This window comes from Rothia sp. HMSC061C12, from assembly GCF_001815755.1.
Classification (GTDB): Bacteria; Actinomycetota; Actinomycetes; order Actinomycetales; family Micrococcaceae; genus Rothia; species Rothia mucilaginosa.
On the sequence record NZ_KV821834.1, the window covers coordinates 24,349 to 45,232 of the forward strand.

Annotated in this window: 15 protein-coding genes; 13 read left to right on the forward strand and 2 right to left on the reverse strand. The window is 61.2% G+C overall.

The window, feature by feature from the left end; genetic code table 11:
* Positions 1-113 precede the first annotated feature (113 nt).
* The gene (locus HMPREF3055_RS00465) at positions 114-2,060 is read right to left on the reverse strand and encodes an acyltransferase family protein (RefSeq protein ID WP_070737283.1); all 1,947 of its coding nucleotides are present in this window, start codon (positions 2,058-2,060) and stop codon (positions 114-116) included.
* A gap of 252 nt (positions 2,061-2,312) precedes the next feature.
* On the opposite strand from HMPREF3055_RS00465, the gene dapB reads away from it, so the two are divergent.
* The 11 genes from dapB to HMPREF3055_RS00520 all read left to right on the forward strand — a co-directional run bounded on the left by dapB (position 2,313) and on the right by HMPREF3055_RS00520 (position 16,702).
* Complete coding sequence (gene dapB / locus HMPREF3055_RS00470; protein ID WP_049345105.1) at positions 2,313-3,083, forward strand: 4-hydroxy-tetrahydrodipicolinate reductase; 771 nt, start codon at positions 2,313-2,315, stop codon at positions 3,081-3,083.
* Positions 3,084-3,092: 9 nt separating this feature from the next.
* Positions 3,093-3,755: a tetratricopeptide repeat protein gene (locus HMPREF3055_RS00475; RefSeq protein ID WP_049345103.1), complete on the forward strand. Its 663-nt coding sequence runs from the start codon at positions 3,093-3,095 to the stop codon at positions 3,753-3,755.
* 193 nt (positions 3,756-3,948) lie between these two features.
* Positions 3,949-4,884, forward strand: coding sequence for a 4-hydroxy-tetrahydrodipicolinate synthase (gene dapA, locus HMPREF3055_RS00480; protein ID WP_005507104.1), 936 nt, complete (start codon positions 3,949-3,951; stop codon positions 4,882-4,884).
* Between the two features lie 388 nt (positions 4,885-5,272).
* Positions 5,273-6,988, forward strand: a complete 1,716-nt coding sequence (locus HMPREF3055_RS00485) for a ribonuclease J (RefSeq protein ID WP_070737286.1) — start codon at positions 5,273-5,275, stop codon at positions 6,986-6,988.
* A gap of 246 nt (positions 6,989-7,234) precedes the next feature.
* Positions 7,235-10,417, forward strand: coding sequence for a DNA translocase FtsK 4TM domain-containing protein (locus HMPREF3055_RS00490; protein WP_070737289.1), 3,183 nt, complete (start codon positions 7,235-7,237; stop codon positions 10,415-10,417).
* 200 nt (positions 10,418-10,617) lie between these two features.
* Complete coding sequence (gene pgsA, locus HMPREF3055_RS00495) at positions 10,618-11,265, forward strand: CDP-diacylglycerol--glycerol-3-phosphate 3-phosphatidyltransferase (protein ID WP_012903912.1); 648 nt, start codon at positions 10,618-10,620, stop codon at positions 11,263-11,265.
* A 100-nt stretch (positions 11,266-11,365) separates the two neighbouring features.
* On the forward strand, positions 11,366-11,956 hold the full coding sequence (locus HMPREF3055_RS00500) for a CinA family protein (RefSeq protein WP_070687925.1): 591 nt from the start codon (positions 11,366-11,368) through the stop codon (positions 11,954-11,956).
* 283 nt (positions 11,957-12,239) lie between these two features.
* Complete coding sequence (locus HMPREF3055_RS00505) at positions 12,240-12,647, forward strand: helix-turn-helix domain-containing protein (protein ID WP_005507109.1); 408 nt, start codon at positions 12,240-12,242, stop codon at positions 12,645-12,647.
* Positions 12,648-12,794: 147 nt separating this feature from the next.
* A complete protein-coding gene (locus HMPREF3055_RS00510) occupies positions 12,795-13,016 on the forward strand; it encodes a DUF3046 domain-containing protein (protein WP_005507110.1) in 222 nt (73 codons plus the stop codon).
* Positions 13,017-13,419: 403 nt separating this feature from the next.
* Positions 13,420-14,523, forward strand: coding sequence for a recombinase RecA (gene recA, locus HMPREF3055_RS00515; protein WP_060823733.1), 1,104 nt, complete (start codon positions 13,420-13,422; stop codon positions 14,521-14,523).
* A 229-nt stretch (positions 14,524-14,752) separates the two neighbouring features.
* Positions 14,753-16,702 (forward strand): regulatory protein RecX, encoded by a 1,950-nt coding sequence (locus tag HMPREF3055_RS00520; RefSeq protein ID WP_246826865.1) that lies wholly within the window; start codon positions 14,753-14,755, stop codon positions 16,700-16,702.
* Positions 16,703-16,866: 164 nt separating this feature from the next.
* On the opposite strand, the gene HMPREF3055_RS00525 is transcribed toward HMPREF3055_RS00520, so the two are convergent.
* Positions 16,867-18,252, reverse strand: a complete 1,386-nt coding sequence (locus tag HMPREF3055_RS00525) for a hemin ABC transporter substrate-binding protein (protein WP_070737292.1) — start codon at positions 18,250-18,252, stop codon at positions 16,867-16,869.
* A 35-nt stretch (positions 18,253-18,287) separates the two neighbouring features.
* On the opposite strand from HMPREF3055_RS00525, the gene miaB reads away from it, so the two are divergent.
* The gene (miaB, locus tag HMPREF3055_RS00530) at positions 18,288-19,802 is read left to right on the forward strand and encodes a tRNA (N6-isopentenyl adenosine(37)-C2)-methylthiotransferase MiaB (RefSeq protein WP_070692049.1); all 1,515 of its coding nucleotides are present in this window, start codon (positions 18,288-18,290) and stop codon (positions 19,800-19,802) included.
* A gap of 88 nt (positions 19,803-19,890) precedes the next feature.
* Complete coding sequence (gene miaA, locus HMPREF3055_RS00535) at positions 19,891-20,811, forward strand: tRNA (adenosine(37)-N6)-dimethylallyltransferase MiaA (protein WP_070737344.1); 921 nt, start codon at positions 19,891-19,893, stop codon at positions 20,809-20,811.
* The last annotated feature ends 73 nt before the right edge of the window (positions 20,812-20,884 follow it).

Below are 20,884 nucleotides of genomic sequence, written 5' to 3' on the forward strand. Positions count from 1 at the left end.
GAAGTAAGGCTTCGGGGCTGTCTGCCGCTCATGCTCTTGACGCTCAGCATGAGGCGGCAGAACCCGAAAAGCTACTGCTGAGAGCTACCCCAGCGCGTTACTTCTGCGCGTTATTATTTCTGCGCCTTGGCGATAGCTTCCATCAGCACCTGGGCGTAGAGTTCCTGACCGGCAGCCTCCGGGTGAACGCCGTCAGAGGCCAGCAGACCGCTCTGAGTTTGCAGAGCCTGGCGGATCGCAGAGTTCCAATCCGCAATAATCACGCGATCAGAATGCTGAGCCGCAAACTCACGAATCTTACCGTTCGAGTAGTCAATCCAAGTCAGGTTGCGCGGGCCGTAACCGGTGACCAGCACCAGCTTAGAATCGGCAGGCATAGCCGCCAGAACCTCGTCGAGCTGACCGTCCAGAATGGTCGAGTTAGCGGTCACCGATAGCACGAAGGTCTTACGAATCTGACCGTTGGCACCCATGGATTTAATAATCGGCAGGGCCTTAGTGATGGTGCGTGCTTCCTGCGCGTCAATAGTTGCTTCGGGCATCTTGTCGTACAGCTCGGGGGATACCGCCACCACAATGGAGTCACCCACAATGGTCACCTGCGAGGAGTTCACCGAACCGGTTGCAGCCTTCGATGCCGAGGGGCTTGCCGAAGCCTTCGCGTCCTTACCCGCAGCGCTCGGGCTTGCCGATGCGCTCGCAGCCTGCGCCTCCTGACGAGCCTTCAGGCGTTCAGCGGCGGCACGCTTGCCGTCCTCAACGGACTGCTGCGCGGTAGTCATCGCCGGAGCGGTGTGCACCGCCAGACCGGTCGAAGCAGCCGCCACAACAACGGCAAGAGCCACCGAAACCGGCAGGAACTTAGTGCGTGAAGACTGGAAAGCCGCCACCACGCGATTAGCGCTACCGCGGAAACCGTAGCGGCGAATCGGGGTCTCAACCCAGCGGTACGACATCTCCGCAATCGCGAAGGTCGCCACCAAAACGCCCACATTTACCAGCGGGGAACGGTCCGCACCCATCAGGTAGTGCATGACCACGGCGAGCGGCCAGTGCCACAGGTACAGGCCGTAGGAGCGCTCACCCACCCAGCGTAGGGGAGCGAAGTTCAGCAGGCGGCGCAGCACCTCGGAAGCGCCAGCAAGCATGTCCGGAAGCATGCCCTGAATCACGCCCAGCGCCAGCAGGGAGGCGCCGAACAGACCCCAGGGAATCGCACCGGGAGCCGACTCGGGAACCAGAATTGCGTAGGGAATCAGAGCGAACAGGGACAGCCAGCTGATCATGACGCGGGCGAAGGCAACCAGGCCGAAGGGCTGAGCCACGCGGTACAGCACGGACTGCTGCAACGGCGGGTACAGCGACCAGGGGCGCGCAAACGCCAGCAGGGCGCCGAGCAGCAGGCCGTACAGGTGAGTGTCGGTGCCGTAGTAGACGCGGCTAATGGGTGCGCCGGACATCAGAAGAGCGGTAGCAACGCTCAGTGACGCAATAATGCCCAGCACCATAACCACGCTGAAGCGACGCCACGAACGGCGCAACAGCACGCCGGCGCCAACAATGAGCAGCGGCCACACCACGTAGAACTGTTCTTCCACTGCCAGGGACCAGAAGTTTGTGAAGAGCTCCGGGGAGGTCTGCGCGAAGTAGTCATTACCGGCAAAAATGGAAATCCAGTTGGACGAGAAGGTCGCCGCACCGGCGAGCTGTCGGCCGAGGTTCACCTGAATATCGCCGCCAATGAGCAGGCTGACCGGTCCCATGACCAGAATCAGCAGGGTAATGGCGGGAAGTAGTCGGCGGGCACGGCGAATCCAGAAGTTGCCCAGGGCAATTTTGCCGGTGAGAGCACCTTCACGCAGAAGCAGGGAGGTAATCAGGAAACCGGAGATGACGAAGAAAATATCCACGCCGATCATGCCGCCGGGTAGTACGGTGGGCCAGAAATGGTACACCATCACGAGGAGCACAGCGATTGCTCGCAGACCGTCCAGACCCGGCAGAATATAACGCCGGTTAGCCTCATCTGGACGCACGGAGGAGGTAAAGAGGGACTTCATACTGTCAAAGCACTCCGTAGGATGGAAATTATAGAAATACTTCCTAATTATATGGTTGCTAACTTTAGATAACGTATTAAACGGCTTGTATGACGGTTAGATTACTTCGCTTTTTATGCCGCTGAGGTTCCGCAGGGCATCTCACCCAGCGTGTGCGATGGCGTGCACCGCGCTCACACGGGGATAATAGAGGCTGTACGTCACAGCGTCTGCCCCATCGTCGGGGTGCTCATAAGTTACGGAGGAGAGAAGATGGCCCGCGAGGGTAACGAAAAAATCTGGAAGGTAGCGGTACTCGGTGCCGCGGGCCGTATGGGTTCTGAGGCGGTGCGCGCCGTCAACACCTCCGCAGACATGGACCTGGTGGCGGCACTGGGCCGCGGCGACGACCTGCAGGAGCTGGTCGATGCTGGTGCAGAGATTGTTATTGACCTGACCGTTCCCGATTCCAGCGAGGCGAATGTGCGTTTCGCGGTGGAGCACGGTATGCACGCGGTGGTCGGTACGACCGGTTGGACCCCCGAGCGTCTGAACTCCCTGCGCGAACTGCTGGCTGAGCACCCCGAGGTGGGTGTGCTCATCGCCCCGAACTTTGCGATTGGTTCGATTCTCGCCACCGAGTTCGCGGCGAAGGCGGCACGCTACTTCGAGTCTGTAGAGATTATCGAGATTCACCACCCAAATAAGGTGGACGCCCCCTCCGGTACCGCTGTGCACACCGCCCGTAAGGTGGCTGCCGCCCGCGCGGAGGCTGGCGTGGGTGCAAGCCCGGATGCCACCACCTCCGATCCTTTGGGTTCGCGTGGTGCCGTAATCGACGATATTCACGTACATGCGGTGCGTCTGCGCGGCATGGTGGCGCATCAGGAGATTCTGCTGGGTGACCCCGGTCAGCAGCTCGTGATTCGTCATGATTCCTTTGACCGTACCTCCTTTATGCCCGGCGTGCTGTTGGGTGTGCGTGAGGTGGCGGCGCATCCGGGTTTGAGCGTGGGCTTGGACGCCTACATGGATTTGTCGTAGGGGAGCGTTATGTCTGAACAGACTTCACCCGACGCCTCGCAGGTATCTTCCGAGGCTCGTAGCCCCTGGTGGACTTCACTGCGTCTGTGGACTGTCTGCGCCTGCGTGCTGATGGTGCTGACCGTACTGATTCTGCCGCTACCTCTGGCAGCGCGTGCCTCTATTTTGGGTGTGCTGATTTTTAGCGCTGTCTTCGTGACGGTGGATGCAGGCGGCTGGGGTAAGACTTTCGCGGCGCTGACCTGCGCGCTACTGACCCTGTACCTGGTGCATATTGCGCAGCAGGGCTTCGTGATGCTGACGTCCGGTTCTGTGGCTGGCATTGTTCTTGGTGCGGGTATGATTCTGCTGCCGATTCTGGGTGCGTGGGCGCTGGTGCGTGAGGTGCTTTTCGGCGCTCGTATTCAGCGTATGGCTCAGGAGCTGGCTGCTTCGGGTGAGCTGGCGGAGGATACCCTGCCGCGCACCCCGGCGGGTCGTGTGGACCGTGAGGCTGCGGCGGTGGAGTTTGAGAGCTTCGCGGCGGCAGTGGAGCAGGAGCCGAATAGCTGGAAGGCGTGGTTCAACCTGGCGTGCATGTATGATGCGGGTGGCGAGCGTAAGCGTGCTCGTGCGGCGATGCGTAACGCGTGGGCGTTGCGTTCGGGTGGTCAGGCGAAGGGCATGCGTTAGGCTCTGACCTTGTGATCCCTAGTCAATGCCACATTTATTTTCGGTATGAGACTGATAACGCCGAGGCTATGTGCCCGGTTTCATAGGCTCTCGTGGAAGTACCGCGGGTTTGAAAGAGTCCGAATAGTAGAACACGCATGAAAACTTATGCGTTCTGTAGCAAAAATCTGCATTTCGGGCGTACTCTGGACATATGTCTGAGAACCTTTCGAACCCCGGTACTTTTGTTGAACCTGTCTTCGGTCGCCTCCTGACCGCAATGGTGACCCCCTTTGCGAAGGACGGCTCCGTGGATGAAAAGCAGGTTGCAGACCTGGCGAACTACCTTGTGGAGAACGGCCACGACGGCCTGGTGGTCTGCGGTACCACCGGTGAGTACTCCACCATGACCGATGACGAGAACGAGCGCGTCTTCCAGATTGTGAAGGATACCGTTGGTTCTCGCGCGAAGATTATTGCCGGTGTTGGTTCGAACGACACCGCGCATACTATTGAGCTGGCGCACCGTGCCGAAAAGATTGGCGTGGACGGCCTGCTGGTCGTGACTCCCTACTACAACAAGCCGACTCAGCCGGGTGTCTACGCCCATTTTGCGACCGTTGCGCAGGCAACTGAGACCCCCGTCATGCTTTACGATATTCCGGGTCGTGCGGGCATCCCCATCGCACCCGAAACCTACCGTCGCCTTGCAGAAATTGATAGTATTGTAGCGGTGAAAGACGCCAAGGCAGACTTCGGTGCCGCAACCGAGGTCATGGCAACCACCGACCTGCACTACTACAGCGGCGACGACGGACTGACCCTTCCCTGGATGGCAATGGGTGCCGTCGGTCTCGTTTCGGTGACCGCACACGTGGCACCTGCACTCTTCCGTGCCCTGATTGATGCTGTCGTTGCACAGGACCTGGTGGAGGCTCAGCGTCTTCACCTGGAACTGACTCCGATTGTCCGAGCAACTATGGGCCGTGCCCCCGGTTGCGTTGCTGCCAAGGAAATTCTCTCCTGGCAGGGTGTGCTGGACGAGCCCGTCGTCCGCCTGCCGCACGTACTCTCCGAACCGGAGGTTGCCCAAGCTATGCGAGCTGACCTGCTCTCCTCGAGCATCGCTCACACCCTGAAGAACGCCTAAACTTTAACGCAGAACCTGCACAACTTATCGTGCAGAGCGCGTATATATAGAGGATTTCGGCTACCGTTACACCTGCTTTTGGGGCGCATGATGTAGCCAACGGACGCGGACTCCACACCTAACACTAGGTGAGGGGTCCGCTCTGGCGTATTGCCGCGGTTTACCGTCGATGATTCGGCCCACCACTCAGACAGGAACCCAGCTTAGGTAGAAGCACCCGCGCACTACGCCCCCGAATACTTTTGAATACTTTCGGTGATTTGGACGCACCGGCAGCACCTCCGCCTCGGCACATGAGAGCCGAACCAGCGGGAGCGCATGCGGTACGAAGCGTCGCCTACGAATCACAGACATCACAAGAAAACATAGAAGAAAGAGGAGACACACGATGAGCGTCTTTGAAGCGAATCTTCCCCTCCCTCCCCGCCTGAAGAAGGACACCCTGCGCGTGGTGCCCCTGGGCGGCCTGGGCGAAGTCGGTCGTAACATGACCGTGTACGAAATCAACGGCAAGCTGCTGATTGTTGACTGTGGCGTGCTCTTCCCCGAAGAGTCCCAGCCCGGCGTGGACCTGATCCTGCCCGACTTCAGCTACATTGTCGACCGTCTGGACGACGTGGTTGCCATGGTGCTGACCCACGGCCACGAGGACCACATCGGCGCGGTTCCCTACCTGCTGCGCCGCCGCCCCGACATCCCCCTGGTTGGTTCCGAACTGACCCTGGCACTGGTTGAGGCGAAGCTCGCCGAGCACCGCATCAAGCCCTACACCCTCGCGGTGAAGGAGCACCAGGTGGAGCGTTTCGGTCCGTTCGAGTGTGAGTTCGTTGCTGTGAACCACTCGATTCCGGATGCGCTGGCTGTTTACATCCGCACCAAGGCAGGCAAGGTTCTGCACACCGGTGACTTCAAGATGGACCAGCTGCCGCTGGATGGCCGCATCACCGACCTGCGCCACTTCGCTCACCTGGGCGAGGAGGGCGTGGACCTGTTCCTGCCGGACTCCACCAACGCTGAGGTTCCCGGCTTCACCCCGACCGAGAAGCACATCGGTCCGGTGCTGTCGAACGTTTTCCGTGACGCAAGCGGCCGCATCATTGTGGCGTCCTTCTCCTCGCACGTTCACCGCGTGCAGCAGGTGCTGGACGCAGCCGCTGAGCGTGGCCGCAAGGTCGTGCTCGTGGGCCGCTCCATGGTGCGTAACATGACCATCGCTGAGAAGCTGGGCTACCTGAAGGTCCCCGCTAACGTGCTGGTGGACCTGAAGAAGGTTGACGACTACCGCCCCGACCAGATCGTGATGATGTGCACCGGTTCGCAGGGCGAGCCGATGGCGGCACTGTCGCGCATGGCGAACGGTGACCACAAGATTCAGATTGAGCCCGGCGACACCGTGGTGCTCGCCTCCTCGCTGATTCCCGGTAACGAGACCAGTGTCTTCCGCATCATTAACGCCCTCATGAAGCTGGGCGCTAACGTGGTGCACAAGGGCAACGCGAAGGTTCACGTTTCCGGTCACGCTGCCGCGGGTGAGCTGCTGTACTGCTACAACATTCTCAAGCCGAAGAACGTTATGCCGGTTCACGGCGAGGTTCGCCACCTGATTGCCAGCGGTGACCTGGCGATGGAGACCGGCGTTCCGAAGAAGAACGTGCTGCTCTGCGAGTCCGGCACCGTCGTGGATCTGCGCGATGGCGTGGCGTCCGTGGTGGGCGAGGTTCCCTGCGAGTACCTGTACGTTGACGGCCGCTCCGTCGGTGAGGTCACCGAGAGCGACCTGAAGGACCGCCGCATCCTGGGTGAAGAGGGCTTCGTGTCCATCGTGACCGTCGTGGACCGTGCAACCAAGCGCGTGGTGACCGGCCCGGATATTCACGCTCGCGGTATCGCTGAGGACGACTCGGTCTTCGACGAGATTGTTCCGAAGATTACCGCCGCTCTGGAGGATGCTCTGCACCGCGCACCCGAGAAGGTACACACCGTGCAGCAGCTGCAGCAGATTGTGCGCCGCACCATCGGTGCCTGGATTTCTCGCCGTCTGCGCCGCAAGCCCATGATTGTTCCCGTGGTTGTTGAGAACTCCTCGAAGGCCGCGAAGAACTAATACTCTGCGCGAGGCTAGCTGCCCGTAAACAGCGAAAAGGCGGGGTCGATACGTTGTGTCGGCCCCGCCTGCTGTGTATCTACCGAACGTATGCGCGAAAGCTACGCGAAAGCGAACGCGGTAGGGGAGAAGCGCCTCATCAGCGCCCTATCAACGCCCTCACAGACACAGGGCGGGGCACACTTTTTAGCTCACTGATAACGAAAGAATCGGTACATTAACGGGAAGGTTGATACCCTAAAAGGTATGGCTCCACGGACCACGAAGGGTCGTAACACGACCTCTACTAAAGCAAACACTAAGAAGACCACCCGCAAGCGCACCACCTCCCGAGGCGGTGCCCAGCGCGGTGCCAACGCGGCGAACCCTGTAGCGGGCGCTATCTCCTCCGTCTGGCTGAGCATCGCTCACGCTATCGGTGGGCTCTTCCGCTCCATTGGCGCGGTGCGCACCGACCTTGCGCCCGAAGACCGCCGTGACGGCGGCGCGCTCACCATCCTGCTGTTCGGCCTGATTAGCGCCGGAGTGGAGTGGTACAACTGGCGTGCCCACACCTCCCTCGGTTTGTTGCGTGCGCCCCTGGACGCCTGGCACACCATGCTGGGCGGTATTTTCGGTCAGGGCGCCCTGCTGGTCCCGGTGCTTTGCCTCATCATGGCGTGGTGTGTTTTCCGTGGGCCCGACCTGATTAAACGTAATAACCGCGTGGCGTTGGGCTCTTTCATCATGCTGGTGGCGACCTCTCTGTTCTTTGCGCGCCATGCGGGTCACCCGACGTTCGCGGATGGTTTTGACGCCGTTTGGGCTGGCGGTGGCGTGGCCGGCGTGCTGCTGGGCACCCCCATTGTGCGGGTGAGCGGCCATATTGCGTTCGTTGAGATTCTGATTCATCTGCTGCTGGGTATTGCCGGTCTGATGGTTCTGACGAACACTCCGATTCGTCAGGTGGTGCCGCGTACCCTGCACCTGGTCGGTCTGGCTCTGGGAGAGAAGCCTAATGGTACGACCCGAACCTCCGTGAAGGACAGCCCTTCGGATGCGACTCAGACCGTGGACCTGAGCGCTGAGGAGCACGACCGCAGCTACCTGTACGGTGACGATGAGAAGCCGGCACGCCCGGCTAAGAAGTCTGGTGGTCTGTTCTCGCGTCTGCGCGGCTGGTTGGGCTTTGCTCCCGCTGCGCCGACCGATTCTTCCCTGGACGAGTACGCCGGTGATGAGGCATTCGTGAGCGCCGTGGTAGACGAGACCCACCCGGAAACCACGCAGATGCCGGTGCAGCCCGCAGACTCTGCTCAGGATTCTGCGCAGGGATCCGCTCAACAGGCACGCCCTGCGGCTAAGCCGAACCGTCTGTCCCGCCTGCCCGGTCGCCTCAACCAGGCACCGGCTGCGCAGGGTGCTTCCGCTCAGAACAGCGCTTATTCGAGTAGCCCGGACCTCTTCGACGTTGAGGCGTCGGATGCGCCTGCAGCCCGCCTGGATCAGGTGCAGCGCGCCGCCGTGGCGAACGGCCGCGTGAACCGTATTCCTGGCGAGGAGCCTCTCTTTGACGTTGAGGCATATGACGGCTTCGGTGCTTCTGAGGAAGCTGCACCGCAGACGAAACCGCACCAGGTGGTGAACCTTGCACAGTCTGCTACCTCGGCTTCCGCATCCCAGGCTCCTGCAGCATCCGCGGCACAGCCTCCGATTCCGACCCGCATGCACTCGCCCGGCGCGCACTCGAAGAACGCGGCTCCCGCGGCTTCGCGAGCGCCCGAGGCTGGCGCATCCCGCCCGCTGCAGAACAATACTCAGGTGGCGACCACCGAGCAGGCACGCGGTGAGCAGGTTGTGCAGTCCTCCCGCGGCGCGTACGTGCTGCCTTCTGAGGAGATGCTGGTTTCTGGCCCGCCCGCTAAGGAATCCTCCGAGGTCAACGAGCACGTGGTTGAGGCTCTGACGAACGTGCTGGAGCAGTTCAAGGTGGATGCGCAGGTCACCGGCTTCTCGCGTGGCCCGACCGTGACCCGTTACGAGATTGAGCTGGGTCCCGCCACGAAGGTGGAGCGTGTGACGGCGCTGAGCAAGAACATTGCGTACGCTGTGGCGAGCCCGGATGTTCGTATTCTGTCCCCGATTCCGGGTAAGTCCGCAATCGGTATTGAGATTCCGAATACGGACCGTGAGACCGTTGCCCTGGGTGATGTGCTGCGTTCCCCGCAGGCTCACGCGAACCAGCACCCGATGGTCATGGGTGTGGGTAAGGACGTTGAAGGCGGCTTCGTGCTGGCGAACCTCGCGAAGATGCCGCATATGCTGGTCGCTGGTGCGACCGGTGCCGGTAAGTCTTCGTTCGTGAACTCGATGATCACCTCGATTCTGATGCGTGCAACTCCCGACCAGGTGCGCCTGGTGATGGTTGACCCGAAGCGTGTGGAGCTGACCGCCTATGAGGGTATTCCGCACCTGATTACGCCCATCATTACGAACCCGAAGAAGGCTGCTGAGGCTCTTCAGTGGGTGGTTCGTGAGATGGACGCCCGCTACGACGACCTCGCCCACTACGGCTACAAGCACGTTGACGACTTCAATAAGGCGGTGCGTGAGGGTAAGGTTCAGCCCGATCCCGGTAGCAAGCGCACGGTGCACGAGTACCCGTACCTGCTGGTGATTGTTGACGAGCTCGCCGACCTGATGATGGTCGCCCCGCGTGACGTGGAAGAGGCGATTGTTCGTATTACGCAGCTGGCGCGTGCGGCGGGTATTCACCTGGTGCTGGCGACCCAGCGTCCGTCGGTGGATGTGGTGACCGGTCTGATTAAGGCGAACGTTCCGTCTCGTATGGCGTTTGCGACCTCCTCGGTCACTGACTCTCGCGTGGTGCTGGATCAGCCCGGCGCGGAGAAGCTGATCGGTCAGGGTGATGCGCTCTTCCTGCCGATGGGTGCTTCGAAGCCGATGCGTGTTCAGGGTGCGTGGGTGTCTGAGTCTGAGATTCACGCCGTGGTTGAGCACGTGAAGAAGCAGGCGCCGACCATCTACCGTGAGGACGTGATGGTCTCTGCCGCGAAGAAGCAGATTGATGAGGAAATCGGCGATGACCTCGACGATCTGCTGCAGGCGGCGGAGATTGTGATTACGACCCAGTTCGGTTCGACCTCGATGCTGCAACGTAAGCTGCGCATGGGCTTCGCGAAGGCGGGCCGCATCATGGACCTGCTGGAGTCGCAGGGGGTGGTGGGCCCCTCCGAAGGCTCGAAGGCACGTGAGGTGCTCATCCGCCCGGATGACCTGCAGGCGACCCTGGCGCGTATTCGCGGTGAGGAGCCTCCGGCTGCCGACCCGTACGCGAACGCGGTGGACCCGGGCGAGGCGGTCACCGACTATTTCGATGAGCCCGATGATGAGGGCTCGGAGGACGCCTGGCAGCTGACCGGCCGCTAGCCCTTCAGCGCCCTATCCCTTCGGCTGAGTCCACTCGGCTGAGTGAGTGCGCGACATGCACCCCGTATCGTCTCTGTGATGTCTGCTACGGCACACGTATAATGGACGGTACGGGGTGTTTGCGTATCCCCGATACGTTTAGGTGTCGGTGCGTACGCGGTCTCTCACCGTCGAAAGCCATCTACCCGTAAGGAGCCGTTATGAGTGAAGCTCGCAATTCCGCATCCGCCGGTGCGGTCAGCACAGCGAAGCCTTCGAACTGGAATGTGCCGAATGTGTTGACGGTTCTGCGTATTATTGCGGTTCCTTTCTTCATTGTTGCCCTGGTTGCGGGCGGTACTTTTGGTGCCGCTGATCCGACGCACCGCTGGCTCGCATGGATTATTTTCATTCTTGCCATGCTCACGGACTGGGCGGACGGCTACCTGGCGCGCTCGCGTAACCTGATTACGAGCTTCGGTAAGATTGCTGACCCGATTGCCGATAAGTTCCTCACTGGCGCGGCGTTCATTGTGCTGTCGGCGCTGGGCGAGCTGTGGTGGTGGGTCACGATTGTGATTCTGCTGCGCGAGTGGGGCATTACGATTATGCGTCTGTTCGTCATTAAGTACGGTGTGATGGCCGCTAGTAAGGGCGGCAAGATTAAGACCGTGCTGCAGACGGTGGCGCTGGTGCTGATGCTTCTGCCGCTGGGCCAGCTGGGTCTTGGCTGGCTGATTCCTGGTTGGGTTCTGATGGGCGCGGTCACCGCGATTACCGTGTGGACCGGCCTGGTGTATGTGCGTGATGCGTATATTTTGCGTCGTAACTGGTTGCAGGCTCAGGCCTCCCAGGGCGGCGGTCATTAGAGGCGAGGGGAGTGGCGTGCGCTGCTCCCCTTCGCTGTACCTGCGGCGCGTTGTGTGCCGCGTGAGGTTTTGGGCGGCGGTTCGCCGCTGAAAGGAGAGAATAATGGTTCCCCTCGTACTTGAAGATGCTCTGTCCCTTGAGCTTTCCTCCGCTGAGGTTTTCTCCGGTACCCCGGAGGCGGCGGCGCTGTTACTGCGCGATGCGGTGCAGTTGCGCGCCGCCCAGGAGGGCCCGGTGCAGGTGGCGACGGCTGAGTCGCTGACCGGCGGGGATGTGGGCGGCGCGATTTGTACGGTGCCGGGTGCATCCGCGTATTACCGCGGCGGCGTGATTTCCTATGCCTACGAGGTGAAGGCTCAGGTGCTGGGCGTGGACGCTCAGCTGCTGGCGCGTGAGGGTGCGGTGCATCCTGCGGTGGCTGTGCAGATGGCGGTCGGTGCGGCGCGTGTGTGCGGTGCCGATTATGCGGTGTCGACCACGGGTGTTGCCGGTCCTGATTCTGCGGATGGCCAGCCGGTGGGTACGGTCTATATCGGTGTGTGTTCCCCTGGCGGTTCTGAGGTGTTTGAGCGCCACTATTCGGGGGATCGCGCGCAGATTCGTGCGGCGGCGAGCGCGGATGCGATTGCTTTGCTGGCGCGTGCGGTGCGCGGCGGTGCCGGTGGGGTTCTGAAGGACGAGCTGGCGTAGCGTGCTAGGGCTGGGCTGGGCTGGGCTGGGCTGTGCCTGGAACGGCTGTGTCGTCGTCGGTGCGGCGCCTACCTAAAAAAATTTACGGTTCAAATATATTCACAGGGTTCTTTCAGCTCCGCAGGAATAAAGGCATAGGTTCGCCTGTTTGAATAGATACAAGCCATAAGAAGAGGACGAAAATGGCGAGGCTCCTAGCTCATGCCTCAAAAATCAGTTAGGCTTAACTCTGTACAGTCCCGCAGGTCGGGAATACCTACTCAGGAAAGTGATATAGAAGCTCATGGCTAAGCAGCGCGTATCGATTAATGGCATTACTAAGTGGAAGGAAATCGAGGAGACCCCCCGACAGGTCGCCCCGGTCGTTGAGGAAGCTAAGGTTGTTCCCCTGCGACAGGCAATCGGTGAGGTTCTTCGCGATGTTCGCCAGCGTCAGGGCCGCACCCTGCGCGAGGTTTCTCAGCGTGCCCGTGTTTCCCTCGGTTACCTGAGCGAAGTTGAGCGCGGTCAGAAGGAAGCTTCCTCCGAACTGCTGGCGTGGATTTGCCAGGCTCTGGACATTCCGATGTCCCAGATGCTGCGTGAGGTTGCCGACCGTATGGCGGTTCTCGAGGGCGTTCAGATTCCGGATACTGTTCCGGCTGAAATGTCTGAGCAGTACAAGAGCGATTACTACATTCTCTCGAAGTAACGAGAGGCGGCACATGCCGCGCTAAACGTGAAGCGATGCCGTGCATCCCCGTAAGGTGGGGGTGTGCGGCATCGCTTATTCTCGGTTTACTATCGGGCGATGTGACGAATTATGAAGCAAACTAGCGGTGAAGCGGAAGGAGCGCTTGTGAAGCTGAGCGAATTTTGGGCGTGCATGGAGTATGAGTTCGGTGCTGGGTATGCTCCGGTGCTGGCGCGTGACTTGGTGCTGGGTTCGCTGGGCCATGTGACCGCTGCGGAGGCGCTGGATCAGGGCGTTAACCCGAAGGACGTGTGGCTTGCAATCTGTGAGGAGCAGGAGATTCCGCAGGAGCGCCGCCTGGGTCCCGATAAGGAGCCGTTGCGCTAGGTAGTGAGCCTGGCGTGTTCTAGCGTATGGGCGGGCCTAGCGTCTGTTCCCTGGCATTTGTTCGAGTGCTAGCGCCTGTGCGGGAGGTATTTTCGAATAATTAGCCGAGAATCCGGGGTTTTTCGAAAATATATGCCGAAACCCTATCCGATTTATTCGAAACTGGGTCGTAATTTTGTTCGACTCGTGCTAGACTTTTCCACATCAGGAATTTTTCGGAAAAATCTTCAAAGTTTTCCACAGATTTTAAAAAATGGCCTTATCCTGTCAGGCTGTGACCCTAGAGTAGTCTCAGAAGGAACCGGTAGGCCAAAACCTTCAAGGTCTCGATCACGAGTCCCACCGATTCCGAAGAAACATTACTCCCGTCAACCACTGACAACACAAAGAACGAGGTACTACCGTGGCTAAGAACACCAAGTCTCAGAGCGTAGCTCGCGTTCCCGAAGAGGGTCGCGCCAAGGCACTTGAAGCCGTGATGGCACAGATCGACAAGAACTACGGCAAGGGTGCAGTCATGCGCCTGGGTGATAAGGAAATCACCAAGACCGAGGTCATCTCCACCGGCGCTATCGCCCTGGATGCCGCTCTGGGTATTGGCGGTCTGCCCCGCGGCCGCGTCATCGAGATTTACGGTCCCGAGTCCTCCGGTAAGACCACCGTTGCACTGCACGCTGTAGCGAACGTTCAGAAGGCAGGCGGCGTGGCAGCGTTCATCGACGCCGAGCACGCGCTGGACCCGATCTACGCGGCAAAGCTGGGCGTGGACATCGACCAGCTGCTGGTCTCTCAGCCCGACACCGGCGAGCAGGCGCTGGAAATCATGGACATGCTGGTTGGTTCCGGCGCCGTTGATATCGTGGTCGTCGACTCCGTTGCAGCACTGGTACCCCGCGCCGAAATTGAAGGCGACATGGGTGACTCCCACGTGGGTCTGCAGGCTCGCCTCATGAGCCAGGCTCTGCGTAAGATTACCGGCCGCCTCTCCGCAACCGGCACCACCGCAATCTTCATCAACCAGCTGCGTGAGAAGATTGGTGTCTTCTTCGGCTCTCCCGAAACCACCACCGGTGGTAAGGCGCTGAAGTTCTACGCTTCGGTCCGTATCGACATCCGCCGCATTGAGACCCTCAAGGACGGCGCTAACCCGATCGGTAACCGCACCCGCGCCAAGATCGTGAAGAACAAGATGGCTCCGCCCTTCAAGCAGGCTGAGTTCGACATCCTCTACGGTGAGGGTATCTCCGTTGAGGGCGGCATCCTGGACCTGGCGGTGGAGAACGACATCGTCAAGAAGTCCGGCGCATGGTTCACCTACGACGGTGAGCAGCTGGGCCAGGGCCGCGAGAACGTTCGTAAGCTGCTCAAGGACAACCCCGAGCTCACCGAGGAACTGCAGTACAAGGTTCTGGTGAAGCTGGGCATCATTGAGGAAGAAGCTGAGGAGCAGGTAGCCGCTGAGTCCGAGGGTAACGACCCGCTGGACGAGCTGGCTGAGGAGTTCTAAACCGGCCCGCGTAGCTTCTTGCTAACGCCACGACTAATTGCCGTGTGCTGTGCATTCCGCACGGTGCACGGCAATCTGTCGTTAACGGAAGAAACACGTTAACGGGTGCGCATTAAGGGGAGTATCAGGGGGCGCCGGGACAACGCCTCGTTACAATGGGGGAGCGCTGTATAGCCGGGCGCACGGGTCATCAAGCGAGCGCCAACACAGGGGAGAGGAGGAACTGAACATGACGGAGCAGTGCATGATGGAACAGCGCATGACGGAACAGAACGGTCATGAAGAGCGTGAGCAAAACAGCGCGCGTGACGGCGACGCCGGTTTTGCGGCGCTGGAGGCGACCGAACCGCACTTCGGTTCCTCAGCGCTTGGTAACTTTGTTTCCTTTGAGCCTGTTGCCCCGCCGGTTGAGGTAGACGGCTTCGAGGCCCTCAATTTTGAGGCACCCGCGCCCCTGGCTGAGCCCACCCTCAGCTGGGAGGTGCCTGCCGCTGTTACACCTCCTTCTGTTGAAGAGCCCCCGTATGAGGATGAGCCCCCATACCCTGATGAACCCCCATACCCTGATGAGCCTCCCTATGAGGGCGAACCTCCCTACGAGGACGAACCTGCGTATCCGGCAGAGCCTTCGTACATTGAAGCAGAGTACGCAGGGGAATATTGGGTACCCTCGGACGAAGCGGCACTCGCAGAAGCAATAGCGGAGCAGCGTGGGGGCCAAGAAACCGCACCCCAGAAAACCAAGCCGAAAGCGCGGCAGGCTGAAAAGCCCGCGCCTCAGAAGAAGCCAGCGCCTAAGAAGAAGTCAGCGGCCACAGAAAACGCCCCCAAAAAGTGGGTGCGGAACAGGACCGCGGATTCGGTAGCCGCTGAGGAGTTCCCGGACTGGCACCCCGCCGCGCACGGCTTTGTTGAAGAAAGCATCGCCCGCGATAACGGCGGCGACTACGCCGGGGAGTTCCGCGTACCCGAGCTGCCCCTGCAGGCTGTGCCCGCCAACTTTGAAGATGGCAGTTCTGAGGAAGGTAGTGAATCCCCGCGCCGCAGCCTGCTCGTTGACCCGAACCTGCCCGCCGTCTCCATTGACGAAGCGCCCGCTCGTGCCTTCACCCCCGGCGGTGCCGAGCCGCGCCCTATGGCGGCGGGGCGCATGAGTCGAGCGGGTGCCGCCTCCATCGGATCGGGGCTCACTGCCGAAGAGAAGGAAGAGATCGAGAGGCAAGCCGCTCAGCGGGATAAGCAGAAGAAACGCAAATCTTCGCGTGCCTCCAAGAACACCGACTACAAGCGTGGGTTCCGCCGCATGAGCGCGGTGCAGCAAGAGAAAATGCGGAGCCGTTCGCCCTACGCGCCCGCCTTTGGGGCTCGAAGTGACGACGAGGAAACCCGCAAGAGTCCTGCGGGCCGCGGCTCGGGGAGCAACCTATTCAGGGAGGGAAGTAGCTTGAACGAAGAACTCACCCCCGCCGAAGAAGCACTCATCCGCGGTATTGCCGAGGAGGAGGCGCAGGGCGTTGGTACCGGAAAGCGCCGTGCCGCTTCGGCTGGATCCCCAAAGGGCGGTTCTCGAGCACGCGGCTCCCAACCGGGCGGCTCTCAGATGGGACATGCTTCCTCACAACCGGAAAGTAACGTGCCTTCCTGGAAGCAGAAGGTGCGTGCCGCCCGAGCCGCGGAAGAAACAGGCCCCTACACTCGCGCGAAAACCATCGTGTACAACCAGCTTGCGTACTCGGCAAAAACCCGAGGTCAGCTGCGTAAGAAGCTACAGTCAGAAGGCTTCGAAACTGAGCTCATTGAGCCGCTGCTCGATAAGTTCGAGGCGGCAAAACTCATTGATGACGCCGAATACGCCCAGACGTTCGTGGCGCAGAAGAGCCGTACCAAGAAGCTCTCCCGCGCGGCGCTTCGCCGTGAGCTCGCTGAACGCGGGGTGCGCGGTGAAGAAGCAGAGAATGCCCTCGCACAGCGCACTGACGAGCAGGAACGTGAGGACGCCGCCGAGCTGGTGCGTAAGAAGTTGCGCCCCGGCATGGACCTGAGCGACCGCGCCGAAAAGGATAAGGTCACCCGCCGCCTGCTGGGGATGCTGGCTCGCCGCGGGTACTCCTCCTCGGTATCGATGTCGGTAATCCGTGAGGAGCTTGCCGCCTACGGCGCGGAGGACGAGCTCTGGTAGAGGGCGAATAAATACGTTCCGCACGCCCGGGTAGACCCGTGCCAGGGTGACTGCGAAAATAGGCACAATAAAGGGTGGGCCCGCCACAGAAATACTCTGTAGCGAGCCCACCCTTTATTCTTTTGAGCTGTGTAAACCGCCTTGTCGAAGGCTATATTCGCTGCCTAATCGACGGCTCCCAGACGGTCCGCGAACTCGGCGAGGGTTGAATCCTGAGAGCCGGCGATTTCCAGGAGCAGGCGCATCAGCTGCGCACCTTCGCGGCGGATACGCGGCAACAAGTTAGAACGCGCCGAGGAAGAGTAGAGCTCCAGCAGGGCGCACACGGTCACTGCCGCGCACACGGCAAGGTCCTCCGCCAGGTGCTCATCCAGCGGGGCGTCCTCAAAGAGTGCAGAGTACAGCGCCGGTAGCGCCTTCTTGCGGTCCACTCGGTAGCGCGGGTACTCCGGCGAGGAGGGGAAGCCCAGCATCGCCTCAACGAAGGGGAAGCCGCGGTGGTGCAGGCAGGTGCCTTCCGCATCGACCATGCGCACCTGCGCGCCGTCCGCCGAACCAATCAGCACGTTCTGCGGCGAAAAATCGCCCGACGAGAGCATATAGACACGTCCACGGTTGAGCTTGAACTGCTCGGGTACCGGCGGGCGCTTGGTGAAGAAGGGCTGCAGGACGCGGCGGAATCGGAAGGACAGCTCCTCAACCGCGGCGGGAAGAACGGGCGTATCCTCATGCTCAGCGGGGGCAGAGGCAGGGCTAGAGTCAGCACCGTGCTCGGGCGCGCGTGCCTCATCAGCCACACCGTAGAGCTTCTTCAAGCCGCGCTCAGCCAGCCCCGGCGAGGCAATAGCGCCCGGGAACTGCGCCTTGCGGTCGGCACGCGCCAGGTTCAGGCGGTAATCCTCCACCGCCTCACCCATGATGCCGCTGGCGGCAAGGGAACGGTACGCCTCAATGTAGTAGCTCAGCGCATCCAGCGCCTGCTGCTCGGTGCCCTCCAGTAGGGCATGGGCGACCGAATACTGCTCGCCCTCAACGGTTCCGGCGCTCACATCCTCCAGCGCCAGCACGCGCAGTTCAGCGTCCGCACCGTAGAGCTGCGGGAACAGGCCCGGAACCTGCTGGTTCAGCGCCTCCAAACCGTAGCGCTCGCGCAGGTACCCGAAACCGCCCGCGTTCACCGTCGAATCCTTGCGGCGGTAACGCTTCACAATAATCGAGGTCGGCAAAGACTGGGCAGATTCGAAAGACTGGGCAGACTCGGATGCAGGCTCATACGCCACACGCACCACAACGGAACGCATGCCGGTACCCAGAATCTGCACGCGCTCAACCGCGCGACCAGCCACCTGCTCCAGGGAATGCGCCCAGCTGAGCAGCTGCATCAGGTTCTGACGCATTGAGGCAGAATCAGCGCTCGCCTGAGGCGGCACGGGGGAGTAGGCGGTGATCGCCTCCTCAATGAGGGCGCTCAGAAGCTCCCCGTCAGGGGCGGGAGCGGAAGAATCGTTCGGTGACAGAGCCGGAAAGTTACTACTAAGGGAAACCTGCATAGAGCCATTATCCCCCATCGGATACCCTATAGGGCATGACTTCGACCCTCAGCGATTCCGCCCAGACCCCCGAAACCAGCCCCCGCACCTACGAAGTGCGCACTTTCGGCTGCCAGATGAACGTGCACGACTCCGAACGAATGTCCGGCCTGCTGGAGGCTAACGGCTACGTTCGCGCTGAGGAAGGCACCCAGCCCGACCTGGTCGTGTTCAACACCTGCGCGGTTCGCGAAAATGCTTCCAACCGCCTGTACGGTCACCTCGGCCAGCTCGCGCCGGTCAAGCGCGCCCACAAGGGCATGCAGATCGCCGTGGGCGGCTGCCTGGCGCAGAAGGACCAGGACGCCATCATCGAGAAGGCGCCCTGGGTTGACGTCGTGTTCGGTACCCACAACATTGGTTCCCTGCCGGCGCTACTGGAGCGTGCCCGCCACAACCACGAGGCGCAGGCAGAACTGCTCGAATCCCTCGAAGTTTTCCCCTCCACCCTGCCCACTAAGCGCGATCACGTGTACTCCGGCTGGGTGTCCATCTCCGTTGGCTGTAACAACACCTGCACCTTCTGCATCGTGCCGTCCCTGCGCGGTAAGGAGAAGGACCGCCGCCCCGGCGACATTCTCGCTGAGGTTCAGGCGCTGGTTGATGATGGCGCCATTGAGGTGACCCTGCTCGGTCAGAACGTGAACTCCTACGGCGTGGAGTTCGGCGACCGTCAGGCGTTCTCTAAGCTGCTGCGCGCCTGCGGCGAGATTGAGGGCCTGGAGCGTGTACGCTTCACCTCCCCGCACCCGGCAATGTTCACCGACGACGTGATTGACGCGATGGCGGAAACCCCGAACGTCATGCCCGTGCTGCACATGCCGCTGCAGTCCGGCTCCGACAAGGTGCTCAAGGACATGCGCCGCTCCTACCGTTCCAAGAAGTTCCTGAACATTCTGGACAAGGTGCGCGAGCGCATCCCGAACGCCGTGATTACCACCGACATCATTGTGGGCTTCCCCGGCGAGACTGAAGAGGACTTCCAGGACACCCTGAAGGTTGTGGAGCAGGCTCGTTTCTCCTCCGCGTTCACCTTCCAGTACTCAATCCGCCCCGGCACCCCCGCGGCGACCATGGAGAACCAGATCCCGAAGGAGGTCGTGCAGGAACGCTACGAGCGTCTGATTGCCCTGCAGGACCGCATCGCCGGCGAAGAGAACCGCAAGCAGCTCGGTAAGACCGTTGAGCTGATGGTCGTTGCCGAGGCAGGTCGTAAGGCTGAGCAGACTCACCGCCTCTCGGGCCGCGGCCCGGACCAGCGCCTCGTGCACTTCTCCGTGCCCGAAGGTTGCGAGACTCCGCGCCCCGGCGACATGGTGACCGTGCCGATTACCGAGGCTGGTTCCTTCCACCTGATTTCTGACCCGACCGCCGAGCAGTACCAGCTGCGCCGCACCCGCGCCGGTGACGCGTGGGACCGCTCCCAGGCTGACTCTTGCGGTACCGGCACCACCCAGGTGCCCGGTGCGCCGGTGGGTCTGGGCATGCCGACCATCGGTCTGCGCCCCTAAAACCTAGATTCGAATCATGCGCCCTGTTCTTCGGGCCCTCATCCTCACCGCAAGTTGGGGGGGTGAGGGAACCGGTAGAATGGGGCGCATGACTATCTCCGAAACTCTGCCCGTTATCGCTATTGTGGGCCCGACCGGCACCGGTAAGAGCGCGCTCGCGATTGAGCTGGCTCTGCGCCTGAATGGTGAGTGCATTAACGCTGACTCCATGCAGTTCTACCGGGGCATGGATATCGGTACCGCGAAGGTCACCGCGGAGGAGATGCGCGGCGTTCCGCACCACCTGCTGGACATTATGGATGTGCGGGATGAGGCGTCCGTGGCGGAGTTTCAGGAGGGTAGCCGTGAGCTGATTGAGCAGATTCGCGGCCGTGGCCGCTACCCGATTCTGGTGGGCGGTTCGGGCCTGTACGTGCGTGCCGCCCTGGATAAGCTGGAGTTCCCCGGCACGGATGCGCGGGTGCGCGAGCGCCTGGAGGAGCAGGTGCGTACCGAGGGTATTGGTGTTCTGCACGCCCGCCTGGCGGAGGTCGATCCTGAGTCGGCTGCGCGCGTGAAGGATGAGCGCCGCATCATTCGTGCGCTGGAGGTGTTCGAGGTGACGGGCCGCCCGTTCTCGGCGTTCATGCCGGTGCGCGAGTACGTGACTGAGAGCGTGCAGATTGGCCTGGATATGGATCGTACCCTGTTGCACGAGCGTCTGCACCGCCGCGTGGAGCTGATGCATGAGCGCGGCCTGCTGGACGAGGTGCGCACCCTGAACGAGCAGGGACTGCAGGAGGGGAAGACCGCCTCCCGCGCGATTGGTTACGCGCAGTTTGCCCGCGCCCTTGAAGATGAGGATTACAGCGTGGAGCAGGCGATTGAGGATACGACGATTGCCACCCGCCAGTTTGCACGCCGCCAGCTGACCTGGTTCCGCGCGGACCCGCGCGTGCACTGGCTGGACGCGCTCTCACCCACCCTTGCCGACGAAGCGGAAGCCATCATCCGCGAAAGCACCCGATAAGCCACAATAACGAGCCGCAGCCGAACAGATACCTCGTCGAGTCGGTCGGCGCGGTAAAATCATAAACGGACAG

Excerpts from the sequence above, each read along its gene's own strand:
- HMPREF3055_RS00465 (WP_070737283.1), bottom strand. The coding sequence starts at position 2,060 with ATGAAGTCCCTCTTTACCTCCTCCGTGCGTCCAGATGAGGCTAACCGG.
- dapB (WP_049345105.1), top strand. The coding sequence starts at position 2,313 with ATGGCCCGCGAGGGTAACGAAAAAATCTGGAAGGTAGCGGTACTCGGT.
- HMPREF3055_RS00475 (WP_049345103.1), top strand. The coding sequence starts at position 3,093 with ATGTCTGAACAGACTTCACCCGACGCCTCGCAGGTATCTTCCGAGGCT.
- dapA (WP_005507104.1), top strand. The coding sequence starts at position 3,949 with ATGTCTGAGAACCTTTCGAACCCCGGTACTTTTGTTGAACCTGTCTTC.
- HMPREF3055_RS00485 (WP_070737286.1), top strand. The coding sequence starts at position 5,273 with ATGAGCGTCTTTGAAGCGAATCTTCCCCTCCCTCCCCGCCTGAAGAAG.
- HMPREF3055_RS00490 (WP_070737289.1), top strand. The coding sequence starts at position 7,235 with ATGGCTCCACGGACCACGAAGGGTCGTAACACGACCTCTACTAAAGCA.
- pgsA (WP_012903912.1), top strand. The coding sequence starts at position 10,618 with ATGAGTGAAGCTCGCAATTCCGCATCCGCCGGTGCGGTCAGCACAGCG.
- HMPREF3055_RS00505 (WP_005507109.1), top strand. The coding sequence starts at position 12,240 with ATGGCTAAGCAGCGCGTATCGATTAATGGCATTACTAAGTGGAAGGAA.
- HMPREF3055_RS00520 (WP_246826865.1), top strand. The coding sequence starts at position 14,753 with ATGACGGAGCAGTGCATGATGGAACAGCGCATGACGGAACAGAACGGT.
- HMPREF3055_RS00525 (WP_070737292.1), bottom strand. The coding sequence starts at position 18,252 with ATGCAGGTTTCCCTTAGTAGTAACTTTCCGGCTCTGTCACCGAACGAT.
- miaB (WP_070692049.1), top strand. The coding sequence starts at position 18,288 with ATGACTTCGACCCTCAGCGATTCCGCCCAGACCCCCGAAACCAGCCCC.
- miaA (WP_070737344.1), top strand. The coding sequence starts at position 19,891 with ATGACTATCTCCGAAACTCTGCCCGTTATCGCTATTGTGGGCCCGACC.